This is a genomic window from Parendozoicomonas haliclonae, from assembly GCF_900174585.1.
Taxonomy (GTDB): Bacteria; Pseudomonadota; Gammaproteobacteria; order Pseudomonadales; family Endozoicomonadaceae; genus Sansalvadorimonas; species Sansalvadorimonas haliclonae.
This window is the reverse complement of record NZ_FWPT01000003.1, coordinates 404,726-422,957: the sequence shown is the minus strand read 5'-3', so window position 1 is coordinate 422,957 and position 18,232 is coordinate 404,726. Positions and strand designations below refer to the sequence as shown.

Below are 18,232 nucleotides of genomic sequence, written 5' to 3'. Positions count from 1 at the left end.
AAGTCGTTATCACTGCACAACATCGTTATCACTAGGCGAACTGTTGTTCTTGGCCGGGCTGGATTGAGCCGTGGATGATTTTGGCTCGGGCTCATCAAACAGAATGCTGTGAGCCGGACCTTCAAGATCATCAAACTGGTTGTTATCAACCGCCCAGAAAAAAATAGCGACAGCAATTGCGACAAACACAATAGCAATGGGAATCAGCAGGTAGAGGCTATCCATGCTGGTGCTCTCCTTCGGAAGAACGCACTTTGGCAAGCCTCAAGGCATTGCCCACCACAATCAGGGAACTGGCAGACATGCCAATGGCTGCCATCCAGGGAGCCAGCCAGCCGGAGGCTGCCAGAGGCAGAACCAGCAGGTTGTAACCCAGAGCCCAACCCATATTCTGGCGAATATTGCGACGGGTTTGCACAGCCTTCTCAAAACCTTCCGGCAGCTGCCGGAGATCGCCAGAGAGCAACAGGGCATCGGCATGGGTGCGGGCCAGATCGGAAGCGGTGTTCATGGCGACAGAGATATTCGCGGCCGCGAGTACCGGAATATCGTTAACACCATCCCCCACCATCATCACTCTGGCTCCTTCAGACTGCAGCGCCCGTACTCGCTCCAGTTTGTCATCCGGTGTCGCCTGTCCGGTGCAGACTGTAATGCCAGCCTGCTGACCGATTCGATCGGCAACGCCCTGATTATCACCACTTAACAGCTCAACCCTGAGCCCTCTGTCAATCAGCTGTTGTACAACAGCTGTCGCTTCAGGTCGCAGGGTATCATCGAGGGCAAACCACGCCAGTGACATATTGTCGCAGCTCAGCAGCAGCCAGGTATGGTTGGAATCAGGAAGAGCGGGTGTCTGTTCAGGAACGGCAAAATCCGGCTTACCAATACGCCAGACCTGTCCATCCAGCTGACCTTCCAGACCTTGCCCGGTGACATTACGCACATCGGTAAAGGCTATGGAGGATTCCGGGAAGGCACTGGCAATCGGATGCTCAGAATGGGCTTCCAGACCAGCAGCCAGAGCCAGCAATTCGGCTTCAGTGCGGCTTGTATCCAGAACCTGAACCTGTTGAATGCTGAGTTCACCTTTGGTCAGGGTGCCGGTCTTGTCGAAGATCACATGGGTAATCTGCGGCAGACCTTCCAGCACATGGCCTTTGCTGATCAGAAACCCTTTGCTCTGCAGATAGCCTGTGACTGTCGTCAGTGCCGTCGGTGTTGCCAGAGACAAGGCGCATGGACAGGTTGCAACCAGCACGGACAACACAATCCACAGAGCATGTTCCGGCTCATGCTGGAACCAGTAATAGTAAACGCCCACTGCCGTTAACAGCACGGCACCAACAAACCAGCCGGCCACACGATCAGCAATGCGAGCAATTGCAGGCTTATCGGATTGCGCCTGTTCCAGCAGACGGGAAATAGCGGCCAGGCGGGTGTTCTGCCCGGTTCGGGTAACCTCAATATCCAGAGCGTTTTCGGTATTGAGCGTTCCGGCAGTGACATGATCACCAATGGTGCGGCTGACCGGCATATGCTCTCCGGTCAGAGCGGATTCATTAACCGGGCTGGTGCCGGAAATAACCCGGCCATCGGCGGGAATGCTGTCCCCTGGCATGACCCGGATATGGTCACCGGGCTGCAGGTCAGCAGGAACCGTTCTTTCTGTCTCGCCTTCTGCGTTGATCTTCAGGCAGCTTTCCGGCAGCAGGCTTTGCAGGCTGCGGGAAGAATGGCTGGTTTTATAGCGGGCCCGCATTTCCAGATAGCGTCCGGACAGCAAAAAGAAAGTGAACATGCTGACCGAATCAAAATAAATCTCGCCATTGCCCTGAAGGGTGGCCCAGAGGCTGGCAATGTAGGCTCCACCAATGGCAATGGAGACCGGAACATCCATGCCTGGTCGTTTGTTTCTCAGATCCCGCCAGGCAGCCTGGAAAAATGGTTGGGCGGAATAGAATACGACTGGTGTTGCCAGCAGGGCGCTGACCCAGCGAATCAGGGTGCGGTAATGTTCATCGGCTCCGGTATAGAGGGCGATGGCATACATCATCACCTGCATGGTACCGATACCGGCCACCGCCAAGCGACGAATAAACTGTTTGTTCTCTTTCTCCAGCAGGGCTTCCTGCTTGTCCTGTCGCCAGGGATGAGCCTTGTAGCCAACAGACAACACCGCCAGCATCAAATCACTGACTTTGGTGCTTTCCGGGTGATAGGTGATGGTGGCCGTATGCTGACTCAGGTTTACGGTGACGTGTTTTACGCCGGCGATAGAAGATAGGTGATGTTCCAGCAGCCAGATACAGGCGGAACAGGTAATGCCTTCAATAAGCAGGCGGACTTCTTTATTTCCATCAGGCAGATCACGAATAAAACTCTGCTGCAGATCGTTCCGGTCGTACAGCAGATACTCTGCCCTGAGGATGTCGGCAACATCGGCCTGCTGGGCAGGCTCGGTACGATAGCGATAGTAGCTGTCCAGTCCGCCGGCAACGATGGCGGTGGCCACGGCCTGACAGCCAGGGCAGCACATAGGCTGCTCCTCGCCATCAATCAGCGCGTGAAAATGAACAGGGCCGTTAATCGGCAGGTGGCAGTGGTAACAGCTGGTGCTGTGTGGGGAAGTACTGCTCATAACTCACCAAATGCGCTCATCGCAGAACCGGATTATTGGACCGTGGACAGAGTGACCGGGGTGTTGGGCTCGAATAGCGCCTCCCGGTTAATCCGCCAGCCACTCAGATAACCCACTTCCGGGGTTAGCTGATCCAGAGTTTCCAGTTGGACATAGAAACGTCCTTCCGGCATCTGCTGAATCTGACCGCTGTATGTCATGGGGCTGTGTGGCGCCTGCAGCAGAGCAACTTCCTGCTTCTCCTGGCCTTTGATCGCCGGGATCAGCTTCAGGCGCAGCTGGCGCGGCCATTCCTGCTGAACGCCGGACATCTCAACTATCAGGCTGTTGCCGTTGCGCAGGGTGATGACCGCTTCCAGCCCGGCCTCGGCCGCACGGCGATCACGGCTGAGATCCTGGTTAATGGCCTTACCCACTTTGTAGTAGTCGTCTACGACCACTTCGTCGGCATTGATCACCGAGATGTAGACCTGATAAAGCCCGCGAATAACAGACACCACAATGATGCCAATAATGACCCAGGTCCACGGCTCCTGATACCAGCGGGTAAACGGTTCACCGTTGGGACCGTTCTTGGTGTGATGCTTGGCTTGCTGAGGGGAAGTTTGTGTCATAACTGTTATTTCCCGGGAGAAATGAAACGACCTTCCACTGTCGCCTGTGGGCCGTTGGGCGCAACACTGTCAACATGGAAGATAATGGTCGTATTGTATTGGCCGGTCATGGCTTCAGCTGGTACAGCCAGACGAATCGGCAGACTTTCAACCATTCCTGGTTCGGCCGTGAATACTTTCTTACCCCGGATGGTGGCATCCGGCAGACCTTCTACGGAGATTTTGAGATCCACAGGCTGCTGGGTTTTGTTCACCAGCTTCAGGGTATAAACGTTCTCGATCTGCCCGGCGCTGTTCATGCTGTACAGGCTTTGACGATCACGCAGGACTTCCAGTTCCAGCATGGAACGCTGTGTCAGGGTGTACAGGAACATGCCGGTAATCACACACAGGGCGATAAAGTAACCGATCAGACGCGGACGCAGCAGAGGAGACTTGTTACCCTCCAGGGCATTCTCGCTGGTGTAGGAAATCAGGTTCTTCTCGTAACCCATCTTGTCCATGATGCCGTTACAGGCGTCGGCACAGGCACCGCAGCTGATGCACTCGTACTGCATACCATCACGAATATCGATACCGGTTGGACACACGTGCACACACAGGTTGCAGTCGATGCAGTCACCAATGCCCAGCTCTTTGGGATCAGCATTGCGCTTACGTGGGCCACGGCTCTCACCGCGAGCAGTATCGTAGTGAACGGTAAGGGTGTCACGGTCGTACATGACGCTCTGGAAACGGGCGTATGGACACATATAAATGCAGACCTGTTCCCGCAGCCAGCCGGCATTGCCGTAGGTTGCGAGGGTAAAGAAGCCCACCCAGAACAGGGCCCAGCCGGAAGCTTCCAGAGTGACCAGATCACCCACCAGTTCCCGAATCGGGGTGAAGTAACCAACAAAGGTGATACCTACGGCCATAGAGATCAGCAGCCAGATCAGGTGCTTGGCAAACTTGCGGAAAAACTTGTTCAGACTCATGGGGGCTTTGTCGAGACGCATACGCTTGTTGCGATCACCCTCGGTGATCTTCTCGACCCAGATAAACACCCAGGTAAATACGCTTTGCGGGCAGGTAAAACCACACCATACGCGTCCGGCCAGTACGGTGATAAAGAACAGGCCGAAGGCGCAAATAATTAACATCCAGGACAGCAGAATAAAGTCCTGAGGCAAAAAGGTTTCGCTAAAAATATGAAACTGGCGGGTGCCGAGATCCCAGAGGATGGCCTGACGGTCACCCCAGGTCAGCCATACGGTTCCGAAGTAGATCAGGAACAGCAGGGCACCACCGTAGTTGCGCAGATTGCGGTAGAAGCCTTCAAAGGCGCGTACATAAATTTTTTCACGGCTCTGGTAAAGGCTGACCGTTTCAATAATGTCCGGATCATTTCGGGACATTTTATTGTGATCGTCTGGCTGGCGCTCGGGCTTGCTCACGTCCGCTGATCCTCAACTTGTGCAATCCAGGCTCTCGACGCTTTTGAATATTGTTATGTTATAGGGCTGGGGAGAGTGTGAATTGTGGCTTTCTTGGCAATGGTATGGGTTGTTTTTGATGGCAGACAGTCCAAAGGACTGTCTGCCGTTTCGGTTCAGCAGCTTACTCGGCAGCTTTCTCTTCCTGAGAGAGGCTGTAAACGTAAGCAGATACCAGGTGAACCTTTTCAGGGCCCAGTACTTCGTTCCATGGAGGCATTACACCGTTACGACCCTTACGGATGGTGTATTCCACCAGAGTCTGGCTGTTGCCATAGAGCCAAGTGTCGTCGGTCAGGTTAGGTGCACCAAACATCTTGTTGCCCTTACCTTCGTTACCGTGACACACAGCACAAGTGGTGGCGTACAGGGCTTTACCGTTATCCAGAGCACTCTGGTCGGCCTTCACGTCCAGGCCGCTCATGCTGCGGACATAAGAGGCCACATCACGCACACCCTTGTCACCCAGAACCGGGCCCCAGGCTGGCATCTGGCCGTTACGACCATTGAGAACAGACATCTTGATCTCATCCGGGCTGCCGCCCCAGAGCCAGTCGTGGTCGGTCAGCTGTGGGAAACCAAAGGCACCGCCGGCATCACTGCCGTGACACAGAGCGCAGTTGTTCAGGAAGATCCGCTTACCCATAGCCAGAGCTTTCGGGTTTTCCTGCAGCTCTTCAATGCTGGTGGCCGCGTACTGTTCAAAGATCGGCTGGTACTGGCGGGCATGCTTTTCCTGGTCAGCTTTCAGCTCACCAGTAGAAGACCATCCCAGGATACCGTCGAACTTGCCAGGCCAGATGCCCGGGTACAGAACCAGGTAAACCGCACCAAAGATCAGCGTGCCGAGGAACAGACCGATCCACCACATAGGCATCGGGTTGTCGTACTCGGTGATACCGTCAAACTCGTGGCCAACTGTGTCTTCGGTGGTGTCCTTGCGCTGGACCTTCCAGGTGGAGAACAGCACAAATACGACTAATGCCAGACAGGCGAGGGTCAGAACGAGGACCCAGCCACTCCAGAAGCTAGACATGTTGCGCCTCCTTCTTATTGTTTATGCTCGCGCCGCTTTGGGACAACTTGTCTTCATCTGCAAAGGGCAGACTGGCAGCTTCATCAAAATCCTTGCTCTTACGTTCGCTGTAGGCCCACAGCACGACGCCAATAAAGGCTGCCATGCAAAGAACCGTAGCCAGACCGCGCAGAGTGTTTATGTCAAAGTCCATAACTCACCTCAGCGCTTCTGGGTCAGAGCGGTGCCCAGACCCTGCAGGTAAGCGATCAGAGCATCCATTTCGGTCTTGCCCTGAACATCGGAAGAGGCGCTGGCGATCTGCTCTTCGGTGTAAGGGACACCCAGAGTTTTCAGAGCCTGCAGCTTCTTCGGCGTGACCGAGCTGTCGATCAGGTTTTCGCTCAGATGCGGGTAGGCCGGCATGATGGACGCAGGCACGACATCACGAGGGTTGATCAGGTGAGCGCGGTGCCATTCGTCGGAGTAACGCTGGCCAACACGGGCCAGATCAGGACCGGTACGCTTGGAGCCCCACAGGAACGGATAGTCATATACAGACTCACCGGCTACGGAGTAGTGACCGTAGCGCTCAACCTCGGCACGCAGAGGACGGATCATCTGGGAGTGGCAGCCTACGCAGCCTTCCTTGATGTAGACATCACGGCCTTCCAGTTCCAGAGCGGTGTAAGGCTTCAGGCCTTCAACCGGCTCAGTGGTTTCCTTCAGGTTGAACAGAGGAACGATCTCTACCAGGCCACCGAAGCTGATGGCGAAGATCACGCCAACGACCATCAGGCCAATGTTTTTCTCGAATATTTCGTGATTCAGCATGTTCGTTTCCTCCCTTACGCCATGGCCGCAGCAGCTTTGACTTCTTCGGCGTTGGTGCCGCGAACTGTCTGCCAGACGTTGTACAGCATGACGAACATACCCAGTACGAAGAAGCCACCACCAATCAGACGTACGATGTAACCGGTAGAGCTGGCCTGTACGGATTCAATGAAGCTGTACTGCAGGGTGCCGTCAGCGTTAACAGCCTGCCACATCAGACCCTGAGTGATGCCGTTAACCCACATGGAGACGATGTACAGAACGGTGCCGATAGTGGCCAGCCAGAAGTGGGTGTTGATCAGGCTGGTGCTGTACATGGCTTCACGACCGAAGACTTTCGGGATCAGGTGGTACATGGCACCGATGGAAACCATGGCAACCCAGCCCAGTGCGCCGGAGTGAACGTGACCGATCGTCCAGTCGGTGTAGTGAGAGAGAGCGTTCACAGTCTTGATCGCCATCATCGGGCCTTCAAAGGTGGACATACCGTAGAAGGACAGAGAAACAACCAGGAAGCGAAGGATTGGGTCAGTACGCAGTTTGTGCCATGCACCGGACAGAGTCATAACACCGTTGATCATGCCACCCCAGGATGGAGCCAGCAGGATCAGGGACATAATCATACCCAGGCTCTGTGCCCAGTCTGGCAGCGCGGTGTAGTGCAGGTGGTGAGGACCTGCCCAGATGTAGATCGCGATCAGTGCCCAGAAATGCACGATAGACAGACGGTAGGAGTAAACCGGACGCTCAGCCTGCTTGGGTACGAAGTAGTACATCATGCCCAGGAAGCCGGCAGTCAGGAAGAAGCCTACGGCGTTGTGTCCGTACCACCACTGAATAGTCGCATCCATCGCGCCGGAGTAGGCGGAGTAGGACTTGAACAGGGTGACCGGAATCTCGGCGTTGTTCACGATATGCAGAATGGCAATGGTGATGATGAAGGCGCCGTAGAACCAGTTAGCCACATAAATGTGCTTGGTCTTGCGCTTCATGATGGTGCCGAAGAAGACAATCGCATACACCACCCAGACAATGGCAATCAGGATATCGATTGGCCACTCCAACTCGGCGTACTCCTTGGAGGATGTCATGCCCAGCGGCAGGGTGATGGCCGCCAGAACGATAACCAGGTTCCAGCCCCAGAAGGTAAAGGCCGCCAGACCATCAGAGAGCAGGCGGGCCTGACAGGTTCTCTGAACGACGTAGTAGGAAGTGGCAAACAATGCCGAGCCCCCAAATGCAAAAATCACCGCATTGGTGTGCAGTGGTCTTAAGCGTCCAAATGTCAGGTAAGGTTCAAAATTCAGTTCGGGCCAAACCAGCTGGGCAGCGATGAAGAGGCCGACGACCATGCCGACTATCCCCCAAATCACCGTCATCACAGCAAACTGGCGAACCACTTTGTAGTTGTAGTGTGTGTTCGTTGCAGTGCTCATTTCGCGATCCACGATTGCGGTTGTACGGGTAAACCGAAATAAAGTATCGGGAATGCGTAGATAGCCGACAATGACACAGATCAATGTCTGGTCATTTACACTATCTTTACATTGAAAAACCGATGATTTCCCGGTCGTCCTGGGGCTCTCTGGCCCCTATGGAGCACACGACCTAAATTATTTTTATTATTGCGGTGTGTATGGTGATGTTTGCGAACAATACATGCCACCAACTCCTATGGCGGCGCCATCATACCAGAATGTAGGTGTCTATACGCAAGCGCATTGTCGGTATTACTGCGATTCTTCAAGCCTGATGGCTGCACTCTTTTCTCCTATTGGTAACACTCTTGTCAGAACGGCTTTCTGCAGTTGGTGCGCAGTTAGGGTCAAACTCCTGTTTATCGACTTTGGAAGTGGGAGACGAGCTATGGATACACGGGAGCTGAGTCAGGGCGGGCGTAGCCAGAATTATGGTGTAATGGGTCAAGTGGAGTGGAGTTTCCGCCCCAGTCGACCCCGTACCCGGAGTGGCCGCAGAACTCGCAGGGCCCATCCTGGACAACGCTATTTCAGTGGCAGTGAATCCGATAGCAGCTGTTCTCCCTCTCCTGACCGCCGAGAGAACTATCGTTCCCGCTCTCCTCACAGGCTTCGTGTTTCCGATCAGCCATCCCGGGCTCTTTTGTCTTCGGCTACGACTGCAACAGGCTCTTTGCGGTTTAAAGAGCACCTGAACCCTGAGGTGAATGAGGTGCTGGATCAATTGCTGGATTCGGCCAGATCTGAAGATTATGCCAAGGCTACAGAGCTGGTCTGTCAGATTCTTGAAGGTGGCAGCCCGGTTGCCGTAAGGGTGCATTATCTGGAAGCGATGGACAGTAGCCCTGAGGGATGCATGATTATTTTCCTGCTGACCGGGTTTGACTTGATGGCGGATTCATCGATGGGTATGGCCGTTATGGAAGAGTCTCTGGAGAGAACTCACAGCCAATTCCAGGATATGTACCGCCCCTCCTGCGTAAAAAAGCACGATCACTGGTTGATGGTGCGCATGATTGCTCGTGCCGCGATCTTTCGTCACCACCTGAGTGCTCAGTTAGACGATCAGAACCGACAGGCATTTCATTATCTGAATCTGGATGCTCGTGGGCATTTCCAGCTTTATCAGCTGGATCGGGCCACGGCGGAACAGCAGCAGAGTTATCTCGATAATCTGCTGTCCCTGATGAAAATGATGGTGGCTCCCGGAGGGCAGCAGCGCAGTGCTGAGAGGCTGGGGACCTTACGTGGCTGTTTGCCACTGCATAATGATGAAATCAGTTCACCAGTACGCAGCCTTACACCGCAAACTCTGAAGCAGGGTCAGGTCTGGACGCTTTATCTTCAGGATCTTAAAGCGACCAGAAAAGAAGACAAGGCGGTTGAGGAACTGATGGCACTGTTACAAGGTAATCTGGACATCAACTCTTAATCTTCAGTATTGATAAAATTTTTAATAGCCCGGGTTGTGGTATTGAGGTGGTGCTCATAATCAAACCCGGATGCTTTTCTTGGTTTGAGATCATGGTTGCCATCCGGCAGCCATTGAATCTGGATGCTGGGCGCCAGCTTATATTCCATCACCGTTTCAAAATCGCCCATGGTGTCCCGCTCACCCTGAACCATAAGTACGGGCAGAGGGTATTCCAGTAAATGCGCTGTTCGCGGCTTCTCTGGTTTGCCAATGGCATAGAAGGGATAACCCAGACAGATAACACCATGGATACCCTCAGGCTGCTCCTTGGCGGCCAATGAAGCCATGCGACCTCCCATGGATTTGCCGCCGATAAAGAGTGGCATGCCAGCAGACTCGGCTTTAATGTGCTCGATAATATCCAGCCATTGGGGGATTAGCTTTTCGGCCTTCTCTGGGGGGCGCTTTTTCCCTGTTACCCGGCGCTCAGCCATATAGGCAAATTCAAAACGCGCAACAGTAATCCCTTGTCGGCACAGACGTTCCGCCATGGTCTCCATAAAGGTGCTGTCCATCGGCGCACCGGCACCATGGGCGAGAATCAGAGTGGCTACAGGCTGCTCGGCCCGGTTCCAGAGAATGTTATTCATGCAGCAGGGCTAACAATAGCGTTATCAAATTTATTGGTGGGCAACTTTACCAGAATTTACTTATCCAAGGAGATGGATGATTCCTGCTTGGTGATTTTTATGATGGTGACAACCTCAGGCGGCAAGCTCAGGGCTGTGCAGAACCAGTCTCTTGGGGATGACTCTGAGCGCGATCGATCACCGCTGTTGGTGCGCTACCGCTGGGAAATAACAGTCACCTACCGACCGTTTGAATGGCCTGTTACTGGCCGGCATATTGTTAATATTCCCCGCACCTCCGTAATGAATAGACGATGTCGCCGGAATGGTTTTCCAGACGAGCTTCCTGAGCCGGAAAGACTTCGGCTGTCTCAAGAGTTTTGGCTGGTAAAGCGCATGCAGTTGCTGGGGCTAAAGCGCAGTGACTGGGACTTTGTGATCAAACCGCGACAGGCGGCCTCTATTCAGCGAGCCTACGGCGCAGATGTTGCCGAAGCCTGGAAGGTGTATTGCAACACCCATAATCGGCTGTGTCTGAACAAGGAACTGATGGATAAGGATGAAGACTGGTTGATGACGGCGATTCAACAGGATGCCATCGTCAGCAGTCAGTCTTCCGCTGTGCTGCGCTGGCAGGTGGTCTGGTACGACTATCTGGGCTGTCTGCATCCGGAAGCCATGGTCGGGTTGCGAGAGCGGGTGGCACAACAGGCAGCCGAAGCGCGTAAGTATGCAGAGGTTCCCGCCAGCATGCGTTATCAGGGGCAGAACAAGCAAAGCGGTCTGGATATTTATACGGTTGAGGCCGAAGACTCTGTGGCTGTTGAGGAGGTTGTGTCAGATAGTCTGGAGCAGCCTGTTGGTTGATATGGAACTGGAATATTCGCAAACGGTGGTGATTGGTGCAGGGGGCGCATAGAATAACCGCCGTTTTTGACTCTGAGTTGTGTGAAGCTGCCATGTCCCGTAATCATCTTCTTCTCTATTGCCGCCCCGGTTTTGAATCGGATATGGCTGGCGAAATTCAGGATAAGGCTGCCGAGGCGGGTGTTTACGGTTATGTAAAAACCAAGGCCAACAGTGGCTATGTCGTTTATATCACTCAGGAAGACGATGGTGCTCGTCAGCTGATGAACCGGCTGAGCTTCGACAATCTGATCTTTGCCCGTCAGTGGTGTGCCGCTGTTCCGCTAATTAACGATTTGCCTCAGGGGGACCGAATTGGCCCTATCCTTGAGGCTTTTGCCGAGCACGACTTACCGCGTTGCGGTGATCTTATTCTGGAAACGGCGGATACCAATGAGGCCAAGGAACTCTCCGGCTTCTGCAAGAAGTTTATAAACCCACTGCGCCAGACGCTGCGCAAGAAGGGGCTGCTGACTGATAAACCGAACGCCAAGATTCCAAGGCTGCATTGTTTCTTTCTGGATTCCTCCAATGTGTATATTGGCACCACGGATACCCGCAACAGTAGCCCGTGGCCGGGCGGTATTCTGCGCCTGAAGTTCCCGAAAACTGCCCCAAGTCGTTCTACCCTGAAGCTGGAAGAAGCTTTTCACTACTTTGTTCCAGCAGACGAGTGGGATGAACGACTGGCACCGGGTATGAAAGCTGTAGATCTTGGTGCTGCACCAGGCGGCTGGACCTGGCAGTTGGTGAATCGCTCTATGATGGTAACCGCAGTTGATAACGGACCAATGAATAAAGACCTGATGGAAAGTGGGCAGGTTACCCATCGCACTGAAGATGCTTTTACCTTTAAACCGGAAAAACGGGTGGACTGGATGGTATGCGATATTGTCGACAAGCCGGCCCGCTCTGCCGAACTGATGGGCCGCTGGCTGGCCCACCGCTGGTGCCGGGAAGCGATCTTTAATCTTAAGCTGCCAATGAAACAGCGCTGGATGGCGGTGCAAGAAGCGTTGGAGAAGATTGAAGAAATGTGTCTGGAGCGTGATTTGAAGGTAACGCTCAAGTGCAAGCAGTTGTTCCATGATCGGGAAGAAGTCACTGTGCATGCCATTGGCGAACGTATTCGCTAAGTTTTATTAAGACCTGCCTGAATGATTAAGTGCCGATGTTCTTTGGCACTTAATTTGGGGTAAAAACGCGATTGGCTCTTATGACTGTGTGCCTTTTATCTACGGCTAAATAATTACCCTCGTGACGGATGGTTGAGGCGGTAAAGTCATTGGAAAAATAAAAGCCTAATTTACTGGTACGAACGTTCTTGAACGATTGTTCCAATCTCTTGTTTTTGTAGGCTTTTTAGTTGAAAGGAAAGAAAAAGCTCAGATATAGTGGCTTTCATATAAATATAATAAGAAAGAAATCTGCTATGACTTTTCCCAAATTTCCGGTTGTACGACGTCTTTCTCGTTTTGCTCTTATAGGGGCGCTTGCGGCTTTTTCTCCATTATCATTTTCAGCACTTGAATCATTGAATGACGATGAGCTGGGGGAGATGACTGGGCAGGCATTTGTATCCATGGAAACGTATGAATCAGCTCCGTCATCAGATCAAAATCTTCAGTTCACCAGGGTGAATTTGGGACTAAAAGCCGAAGCTCTCCTCAATATTGATAAATTAGAGCTGGGTAAGTACGAGCGAACTGGGGAGGTTGCAGGGTCGTCGGACATTGAAATTGATAATTTTGCCCTAGGGGCCATTGAAAATGGTGAAATCGTTCCCTTTGAAATAGACAGCCCTTATCTTGACTTTGCTTATGACGGAACTGATTTAGTTGGGTTTCGACTGGGCTTTGGTGGGGCAAGAGGTATTTTGTCAGGAGATATCAAATCACTGACAGGTAAAATTAATGTGAAACTCGAAGATGATAATGCTTTTGGTTTGGGGGCAAGAGTCGACTCTAATGCTGAACTCGTTTCAAATAATGGTTCAAGGGATTCTGTACGTTCAACAAAAATAGGTCTGGCAAATGGACAGGTGGTTTTGGCAACGGTTTTTGGGATTGATACGACGCTAACAGTTAATGATTGTTCAACAAGCTTGACCAATACCAATACCTGTTTTGATTTAAGTACATATAGAAGCTTGCCTATCGCTGGGACGTTTAATGAAGATCATACTTTTAATCCAAATTCTCAAATGGCTGAGGGGATTTTCCTCGGTTTTCAGTCTGAAACTGTAGATTGGAGAGAGTCTCCAGATGTGGATCAGTATGTTAAGGCTTTGAGTGGCGCTTTTATGAATATTCCATCAGGATTACAGGTCAACTTAGAGGAAGCTGAGGAAGGATTTAAACGTGTTTTAACCTGCTTTAATGGTGCCGAAACATGTTGACAGAATGTCATAAATTTATCTTGTTGGGGATGGCTTTAAGTTTTCCTGCGATGGCGCTTGAGAGTATCACTGATGATGAGCTTTCCGAGTTGAGTGGCGCTGGAGTTGGCTTGGTATTTGAGGAGCTGGTTTACGATGCCTCGGATGCTGAAATTAAGATTACTGGTATAGAGGGAACTAGTAATGATGAAGGTATTCAGGTAGAAGGTGTCTACATCGGTGGTCAAGGATCAATTCCAAAAGACCAGACAGGGGTTCATGGAGTTACTCCAGTGAGTTTGGGCAGAATATCATCACCTTATGAGGTTGATATTGTTGATGTTGGAACCAATACTGCTTTAGCCATTACAACACCCAAGTACAGTGGTGTTGATAATATAACATCCAACTCATTTTTAACTGGTGATTTTGTCCAAAGGGTAGCAACTGCCAAGAGTTTAAAAGATCAAATTTCTGAGCTCAGCAAATCTTTTGTCGATGCGATAATGAATAGGGAAAATGAACTTATAAATTTGCAAGCGGAACTGGAAACAGAAAAAAGAAAAGTTGAAGATTATAGTGCAGGTCGTGGTTGCACTTTTTTTACGTGTGGGTCTAGAAGAAGAGCTGCAGAGCAGAGGGTGGAAGAGCTTGAGGATACAGAGATTCCCAATAAAGAGGGACAAGTTGCACAGGCTAAACAAGCCTATGAGGATGCTAAGCCCCAAATAGCTATAGACTCGAAGCCATTTAATGATCAGCTTGGGCTCATTAGTTTGAATCAGGGCGGGGACATAGCTCGAACTAGTTTTGGTGCTAGATTTCGCTTTACAGTTACATCTGGAACAGTGGAAAGAAATGATGTGTATCAAATTGCTGCTACAGGCGTTACTTTAGAAAACAGTAAATTAAGGTTGTGGAGTGATGATGGTGATACTGTTGGTGATCTTCATTTAAAGATTTATGCAGATACTCTTGATATTTACTCATGTGATCTGACTTCTACGTGTAACACTCCAGCATCTCAGGCAGATGCTGGTGTATATGTTTCATCATTTCTTGCGGATTTGTATTTGGGTACAGGGGATATACAGCCTGTTGATTTTGCAGTTGATGAAGATGGTAATTTTAATGTTACTGTCAGGTCTATAAAAAATGAACATGAGGCCTTCTATCGTGCGGTACAGTCTGGAGCAGATTCTGAGTATGATCCGAATGATCAATATGCGAAATCAAGTATTTATATTAATGATTTGATGATAGGTGGTAGTCGAACAAGTGATATAGGTTTGCCAACTGGAGGATTGTCGTTAGGATCTTCAAAGATTGAAGGTCTCATGATTCAGTATCTTAATGTTCAATCGTTTGATCTTTGATGGGATATATGATGAATAAGTTTTTAGACTTTTTTATTATTATAATCTTTTCGTTTTCGTATTATGCGCATGCAAAAGAAGAAATGAGTGATGAGGCTTTAGGTACATATTCTGGACAAGGTGGCATTGAGCTGTCAGGGAAATTTGAGATTAACGCCTTTGGCGGACCTAAGTGGGACTTGGGGCGAGATGAAGAAACCGGAGCTTTAACGGGAGTCGGATGCTCGGGATATGTTGTCAATGATGAGAAACGCTGTGGTGCCCGGGTTGCCATGAAGGCAGGAGAAAATGAGGGCTGGGTGGTTTATGACAATCTGAAAGGTGGAATCGAATTTGGTGAAAGCATCGAAGGTGGTGCGCCGATGAGGATCTCCACTGAAGAGGTGGATAATAACGGTACTCCGGTTAATGTTCTCAAGGTACAAATGAGTAACAAAATTCGTTACAACCAGCTCAGCTATACCTATGCGACAGCAACTCATGATAATCCGGAAGCGGTTGGCTTCAAGCAAACCGATATATTGTCACTTTCTATTGATGGTGATGTTGTAGGGCAAGGTAATTTGTTGATCTTCCCTACCGACTAATCGATGAAGGCTCTTGGCATGAAAAAAATAACAATAATTTGTCTCTTCTCTCTGATTGGTTGTAATAGTGCCCAGGCAGCTTTGGAAATTCTCGCTGATGATGATTTGTCTGCGGTAAACGGTCGGGCTGGTATTACTTTGGAGATCCAGCAGGAGGCTTTGCAGAATTCTAATTCCTCGCTTAATAAACAGAAGCAAGCAGTAACTATTGACGAGCTGGTCTGGCAATCTGCTGGTGATGGCAGCAAAGCCACGTTTAAAAATATCGGAATTGGTCAGGCGGAAGGTGGCCCTTCTACGCTAACTTCAAAAGTGCGTATGGATGTCAGTGCTTTGGAAGGGCTGATTTTGGATATTGAGCAGAGCAAAAGGCGTCTGACGGTTGATGGTATTTATCTGGGAGATAATTTTGACAGAAGTTTTGGTGGTTTGATTACAGATTACCAGCTGGACGGAACCGTTAAAATTTCAGCAGGAAGTCCAGGTATTAAACTTCGTGGCAAGCTTGGTATTAAAGATTCCTCGATACGTTATTTGGACGCTTACACAAGTGAAGAAGGAGAGCGCCGGAGTCACGACCTCCTTTTACAAGGTATTACATTTTCTGCATCCACTACTGATGCACCAGATTCTTTTGCAAATTGGCGTGTGGCTGAGGATGCAAATGGGGATTTCGTTTCTCTTGATCTAAATAAAATCAATACCAGTTTGACCATACAGGATATATACAACGATCCTTATGATGCGGACCTTGGAGAGGATCGCTTTAGTGAAAGCTATGGAGCACTTGAAGCAAGGCTTGAGTTTGATGGGTCATTGGTAGTTCGCTCTGGGGGAGTTTCTCCAGATTCTGGGATCAATTTCAATCCCACTCTGGCAACAAACTGTGCAGGGGGATTGAAGGGGGACTGTCTTACTGCAGCCAGCAAGGATGACAACAAGAACCAGATTTTCTGGTGGGATGGTGGTATTGACACTGGTCAGAAGCTTGGCCTTGCCAACTATTTTGGCAAGCTGACAGTGCCAGAAGGAATTACCTTGGATCTTATGAAGGGCGCTCCGGGTACTCAAGACTATATTCTTGTTGCTTATGAAAATTTAAATCTTCGTTTTGGTGTAGAAGATATATTTATCGGTAGCAGCAGTAAGAGTCTGGGGGAAGTATTCGGCCAGTTTACATTTAACGATACCAACACGATTACTGGAGAAACCAATACAAGCTCTATTCCTTACAATAGCCTCAAGTTATATGCCGGAGGTGCTGAGGGCGATAGTGGTATCACCGCAGATCTTTCCTGGAATATGAGTGATGGTAATTTACGTTACGCCGATGATGTTCAGGATAAAGGGGCTTATGTCTGGTTCGCTGGCCTTGCTTCCTATGGTACAGGCACCGCTGCCATTGATGTAGTGCGTCGGGATTCCGCATACGATATTAATGCCTCGCCCACTTCAAACTTGACCAGTGGGATTCGTCTTGCTTTAACGGATTTAAGTGGAGCCTGGCGACTACGTGGTATTTCGGTCCAGACAGATGCTGATGCTCTACCAGACTATGCGAATCTACAGGGGGGGACGGAGTTCCTCTATCTGCTTCGACTATACCAGGCTTTCGAGTTTGAAGACTGGGATATGAATGTCTTCCTTGATGGTGGTGGCTTTCAGGGCGAAGGTATCACTATGAATGTGGACTCTGTGATCACGAATTCCCGTGGCGGGTTATTTTTAAATTACGATCCCGAAGAGGGAAGCCGTTGCTTTAATGGCTGCGGTATCTGGTCTGATGGCATGGATATTCAGTCCAGTATCCGAAATGCCACACTGGATATAGAGGGAGGGGTGACTGATTTCGTCTTTATGGATAGCGATGGGACGATTGAGCGCCCAGAGCGTGAGGCGCTTTACTTCCGCAGTAATGTATTTGGGCATAAGTCTATTTCAGGTATTCATCTGGGCAGTGCAGACAGCCTGACGGATGCCAATAGCTTTGGCCAATTAGCGCTGACGGAACATCAGAATATGAATGTTGCGATATCAACAGGCGGTGATCCTGAGCGTGGTGATCAGGGCGTTACTATTTTCCTGAGTAATGAACTGCTACCAGCCGGAGGCTCGTATATTGATTACCGTGGCACATTGAATAATGAGGGTGATGATGCTTCTCTAGCAAAGGTGAATACCTTGAAATGGACGCCAGACAAAGATAATGAAGAGGGATATCTGGAACTCTTTGGCGTTTCGACACCCGATGGTGCGTTGACCAATACCTTGAATCTTGACGTGGCAGAAAATAGTGCTGGAGATCAGGGGTTTGCGATCAACTTGCTTACAGAGTTTAATGAACTGCGAATAGACTCTATTAATATCGGCTCTCAGCCTCTCGTCAACGAAGCGGTTATTTATAATATGAGAATTCAGTCCAATATCGTTGCTACACCTTTTTAAGCCTTCCCATATTAAAACGTGGAAGCCCGGCATTTCTGCCGGGCTTCCATTAACAAGTGTTTAAGTATCTAAATCTCACCGGCTCAACACCACAACCCGCTCCTCATGATCCAATAACTGATCAATCTGGCTATGCAGCTCTCGTCGGGCATCGGATTGCAGCCACTGGCTCCAGCACTGGACATTATCCCAAAGGCTGACCGTAACCCGGTGGCTGGGGTTGTTGATATCCTTCAGCGTCTCACTGCCCAGAAAACCAGTTGCCGTATCCATCAAGGAGGCGCTTTTCTTCAGGCAGTGGTCGTAGTGCTTCTCAAGCCCCTGAGCGACAGTCCGGTCGATAATAACCTTGATCATGGGACAACTCCCTATCCAAGTCTTTTCATGTGGTGGTTAGTCTATTAGAGTGCTTTCTGGTCTATTAAACTGTTTTCGCCTGTT

General features: G+C 50.4%; 17 protein-coding genes. 7 read left to right on the top strand and 10 right to left on the bottom strand.

What is annotated here, in order from left to right:
* Positions 1 to 9 precede the first annotated feature (9 nt).
* The 8 genes from ccoS to ccoN all read right to left on the bottom strand — a co-directional run bounded on the left by ccoS (position 10) and on the right by ccoN (position 8,015).
* Positions 10 to 225 (bottom strand): cbb3-type cytochrome oxidase assembly protein CcoS, encoded by a 216-nt coding sequence (gene ccoS / locus EHSB41UT_RS08320; RefSeq protein ID WP_087108668.1) that lies wholly within the window; start codon positions 223 to 225, stop codon positions 10 to 12.
* Positions 218 to 2,641, bottom strand: coding sequence for a heavy metal translocating P-type ATPase (locus tag EHSB41UT_RS08315; RefSeq protein WP_087108666.1), 2,424 nt, complete (start codon positions 2,639 to 2,641; stop codon positions 218 to 220). The genes ccoS and EHSB41UT_RS08315 overlap by 8 nt, the downstream gene beginning before the upstream one ends.
* Positions 2,642 to 2,673: 32 nt before the next feature.
* On the bottom strand, positions 2,674 to 3,255 hold the full coding sequence (locus tag EHSB41UT_RS08310) for a FixH family protein (RefSeq protein ID WP_087108665.1): 582 nt from the start codon (positions 3,253 to 3,255) through the stop codon (positions 2,674 to 2,676).
* 5 nt (positions 3,256 to 3,260) lie between these two features.
* Positions 3,261 to 4,691 (bottom strand): cytochrome c oxidase accessory protein CcoG, encoded by a 1,431-nt coding sequence (gene ccoG / locus EHSB41UT_RS08305; protein WP_242667264.1) that lies wholly within the window; start codon positions 4,689 to 4,691, stop codon positions 3,261 to 3,263.
* A gap of 163 nt (positions 4,692 to 4,854) precedes the next feature.
* Complete coding sequence (gene ccoP / locus EHSB41UT_RS08300; protein ID WP_087108664.1) at positions 4,855 to 5,766, bottom strand: cytochrome-c oxidase, cbb3-type subunit III; 912 nt, start codon at positions 5,764 to 5,766, stop codon at positions 4,855 to 4,857.
* Positions 5,759 to 5,959 (bottom strand): cbb3-type cytochrome oxidase subunit 3, encoded by a 201-nt coding sequence (locus tag EHSB41UT_RS08295; RefSeq protein ID WP_087108662.1) that lies wholly within the window; start codon positions 5,957 to 5,959, stop codon positions 5,759 to 5,761. The genes ccoP and EHSB41UT_RS08295 overlap by 8 nt, the downstream gene beginning before the upstream one ends.
* An 8-nt stretch (positions 5,960 to 5,967) precedes the next feature.
* Complete coding sequence (gene ccoO, locus EHSB41UT_RS08290) at positions 5,968 to 6,576, bottom strand: cytochrome-c oxidase, cbb3-type subunit II (protein ID WP_207626604.1); 609 nt, start codon at positions 6,574 to 6,576, stop codon at positions 5,968 to 5,970.
* A gap of 17 nt (positions 6,577 to 6,593) precedes the next feature.
* Positions 6,594 to 8,015 (bottom strand): cytochrome-c oxidase, cbb3-type subunit I, encoded by a 1,422-nt coding sequence (gene ccoN, locus EHSB41UT_RS08285; protein WP_087108658.1) that lies wholly within the window; start codon positions 8,013 to 8,015, stop codon positions 6,594 to 6,596.
* 430 nt (positions 8,016 to 8,445) lie between these two features.
* Between ccoN and EHSB41UT_RS08280 the strand changes: the two genes are divergently transcribed.
* Complete coding sequence (locus EHSB41UT_RS08280; protein WP_133060445.1) at positions 8,446 to 9,489, top strand: hypothetical protein; 1,044 nt, start codon at positions 8,446 to 8,448, stop codon at positions 9,487 to 9,489.
* On the opposite strand, the gene EHSB41UT_RS08275 is transcribed toward EHSB41UT_RS08280, so the two are convergent.
* Positions 9,486 to 10,121, bottom strand: a complete 636-nt coding sequence (locus tag EHSB41UT_RS08275; RefSeq protein WP_087108654.1) for an alpha/beta family hydrolase — start codon at positions 10,119 to 10,121, stop codon at positions 9,486 to 9,488. The two genes, EHSB41UT_RS08280 and EHSB41UT_RS08275, sit on opposite strands and share 4 nt — an antisense overlap.
* 72 nt (positions 10,122 to 10,193) lie before the next feature.
* On the opposite strand from EHSB41UT_RS08275, the gene EHSB41UT_RS08270 reads away from it, so the two are divergent.
* The 6 genes from EHSB41UT_RS08270 to EHSB41UT_RS08245 all read left to right on the top strand — a co-directional run bounded on the left by EHSB41UT_RS08270 (position 10,194) and on the right by EHSB41UT_RS08245 (position 17,791).
* Positions 10,194 to 10,967, top strand: a complete 774-nt coding sequence (locus EHSB41UT_RS08270; RefSeq protein WP_133060444.1) for a hypothetical protein — start codon at positions 10,194 to 10,196, stop codon at positions 10,965 to 10,967.
* A 92-nt stretch (positions 10,968 to 11,059) separates the two neighbouring features.
* On the top strand, positions 11,060 to 12,142 hold the full coding sequence (gene rlmM / locus EHSB41UT_RS08265; RefSeq protein ID WP_087109012.1) for a 23S rRNA (cytidine(2498)-2'-O)-methyltransferase RlmM: 1,083 nt from the start codon (positions 11,060 to 11,062) through the stop codon (positions 12,140 to 12,142).
* A 296-nt stretch (positions 12,143 to 12,438) separates the two neighbouring features.
* On the top strand, positions 12,439 to 13,404 hold the full coding sequence (locus EHSB41UT_RS08260) for a hypothetical protein (protein WP_133060443.1): 966 nt from the start codon (positions 12,439 to 12,441) through the stop codon (positions 13,402 to 13,404).
* Positions 13,398 to 14,759, top strand: a complete 1,362-nt coding sequence (locus tag EHSB41UT_RS08255) for a hypothetical protein (protein ID WP_087108648.1) — start codon at positions 13,398 to 13,400, stop codon at positions 14,757 to 14,759. Before EHSB41UT_RS08260 ends, EHSB41UT_RS08255 begins: the two co-directional genes overlap by 7 nt.
* A gap of 8 nt (positions 14,760 to 14,767) precedes the next feature.
* Positions 14,768 to 15,346 carry a hypothetical protein gene (locus tag EHSB41UT_RS08250; protein WP_165767189.1) on the top strand — a complete coding sequence of 193 codons (579 nt, stop codon included), beginning with the start codon at positions 14,768 to 14,770 and terminating at the stop codon, positions 15,344 to 15,346.
* An 18-nt stretch (positions 15,347 to 15,364) separates the two neighbouring features.
* The gene (locus tag EHSB41UT_RS08245; RefSeq protein WP_133060441.1) at positions 15,365 to 17,791 is read left to right on the top strand and encodes a hypothetical protein; all 2,427 of its coding nucleotides are present in this window, start codon (positions 15,365 to 15,367) and stop codon (positions 17,789 to 17,791) included.
* Between the two features lie 75 nt (positions 17,792 to 17,866).
* On the opposite strand, the gene EHSB41UT_RS08240 is transcribed toward EHSB41UT_RS08245, so the two are convergent.
* Positions 17,867 to 18,148, bottom strand: coding sequence for an antibiotic biosynthesis monooxygenase family protein (locus EHSB41UT_RS08240; protein WP_087108643.1), 282 nt, complete (start codon positions 18,146 to 18,148; stop codon positions 17,867 to 17,869).
* Positions 18,149 to 18,232 lie beyond the last annotated feature (84 nt).

Coding starts and splice junctions, on each gene's coding strand:
- ccoS (WP_087108668.1), bottom strand. CDS start 225: ATGGATAGCCTCTACCTGCTGATTCCCATTGCTATTGTGTTTGTCGCA.
- EHSB41UT_RS08315 (WP_087108666.1), bottom strand. CDS start 2,641: ATGAGCAGTACTTCCCCACACAGCACCAGCTGTTACCACTGCCACCTG.
- EHSB41UT_RS08310 (WP_087108665.1), bottom strand. CDS start 3,255: ATGACACAAACTTCCCCTCAGCAAGCCAAGCATCACACCAAGAACGGT.
- ccoP (WP_087108664.1), bottom strand. CDS start 5,766: ATGTCTAGCTTCTGGAGTGGCTGGGTCCTCGTTCTGACCCTCGCCTGT.
- EHSB41UT_RS08295 (WP_087108662.1), bottom strand. CDS start 5,959: ATGGACTTTGACATAAACACTCTGCGCGGTCTGGCTACGGTTCTTTGC.
- ccoN (WP_087108658.1), bottom strand. CDS start 8,015: ATGAGCACTGCAACGAACACACACTACAACTACAAAGTGGTTCGCCAG.
- EHSB41UT_RS08280 (WP_133060445.1), top strand. CDS start 8,446: ATGGATACACGGGAGCTGAGTCAGGGCGGGCGTAGCCAGAATTATGGT.
- EHSB41UT_RS08275 (WP_087108654.1), bottom strand. CDS start 10,121: ATGAATAACATTCTCTGGAACCGGGCCGAGCAGCCTGTAGCCACTCTG.
- EHSB41UT_RS08270 (WP_133060444.1), top strand. CDS start 10,194: ATGGATGATTCCTGCTTGGTGATTTTTATGATGGTGACAACCTCAGGC.
- rlmM (WP_087109012.1), top strand. CDS start 11,060: ATGTCCCGTAATCATCTTCTTCTCTATTGCCGCCCCGGTTTTGAATCG.
- EHSB41UT_RS08260 (WP_133060443.1), top strand. CDS start 12,439: ATGACTTTTCCCAAATTTCCGGTTGTACGACGTCTTTCTCGTTTTGCT.
- EHSB41UT_RS08255 (WP_087108648.1), top strand. CDS start 13,398: ATGTTGACAGAATGTCATAAATTTATCTTGTTGGGGATGGCTTTAAGT.
- EHSB41UT_RS08250 (WP_165767189.1), top strand. CDS start 14,768: ATGATGAATAAGTTTTTAGACTTTTTTATTATTATAATCTTTTCGTTT.
- EHSB41UT_RS08245 (WP_133060441.1), top strand. CDS start 15,365: ATGAAAAAAATAACAATAATTTGTCTCTTCTCTCTGATTGGTTGTAAT.
- EHSB41UT_RS08240 (WP_087108643.1), bottom strand. CDS start 18,148: ATGATCAAGGTTATTATCGACCGGACTGTCGCTCAGGGGCTTGAGAAG.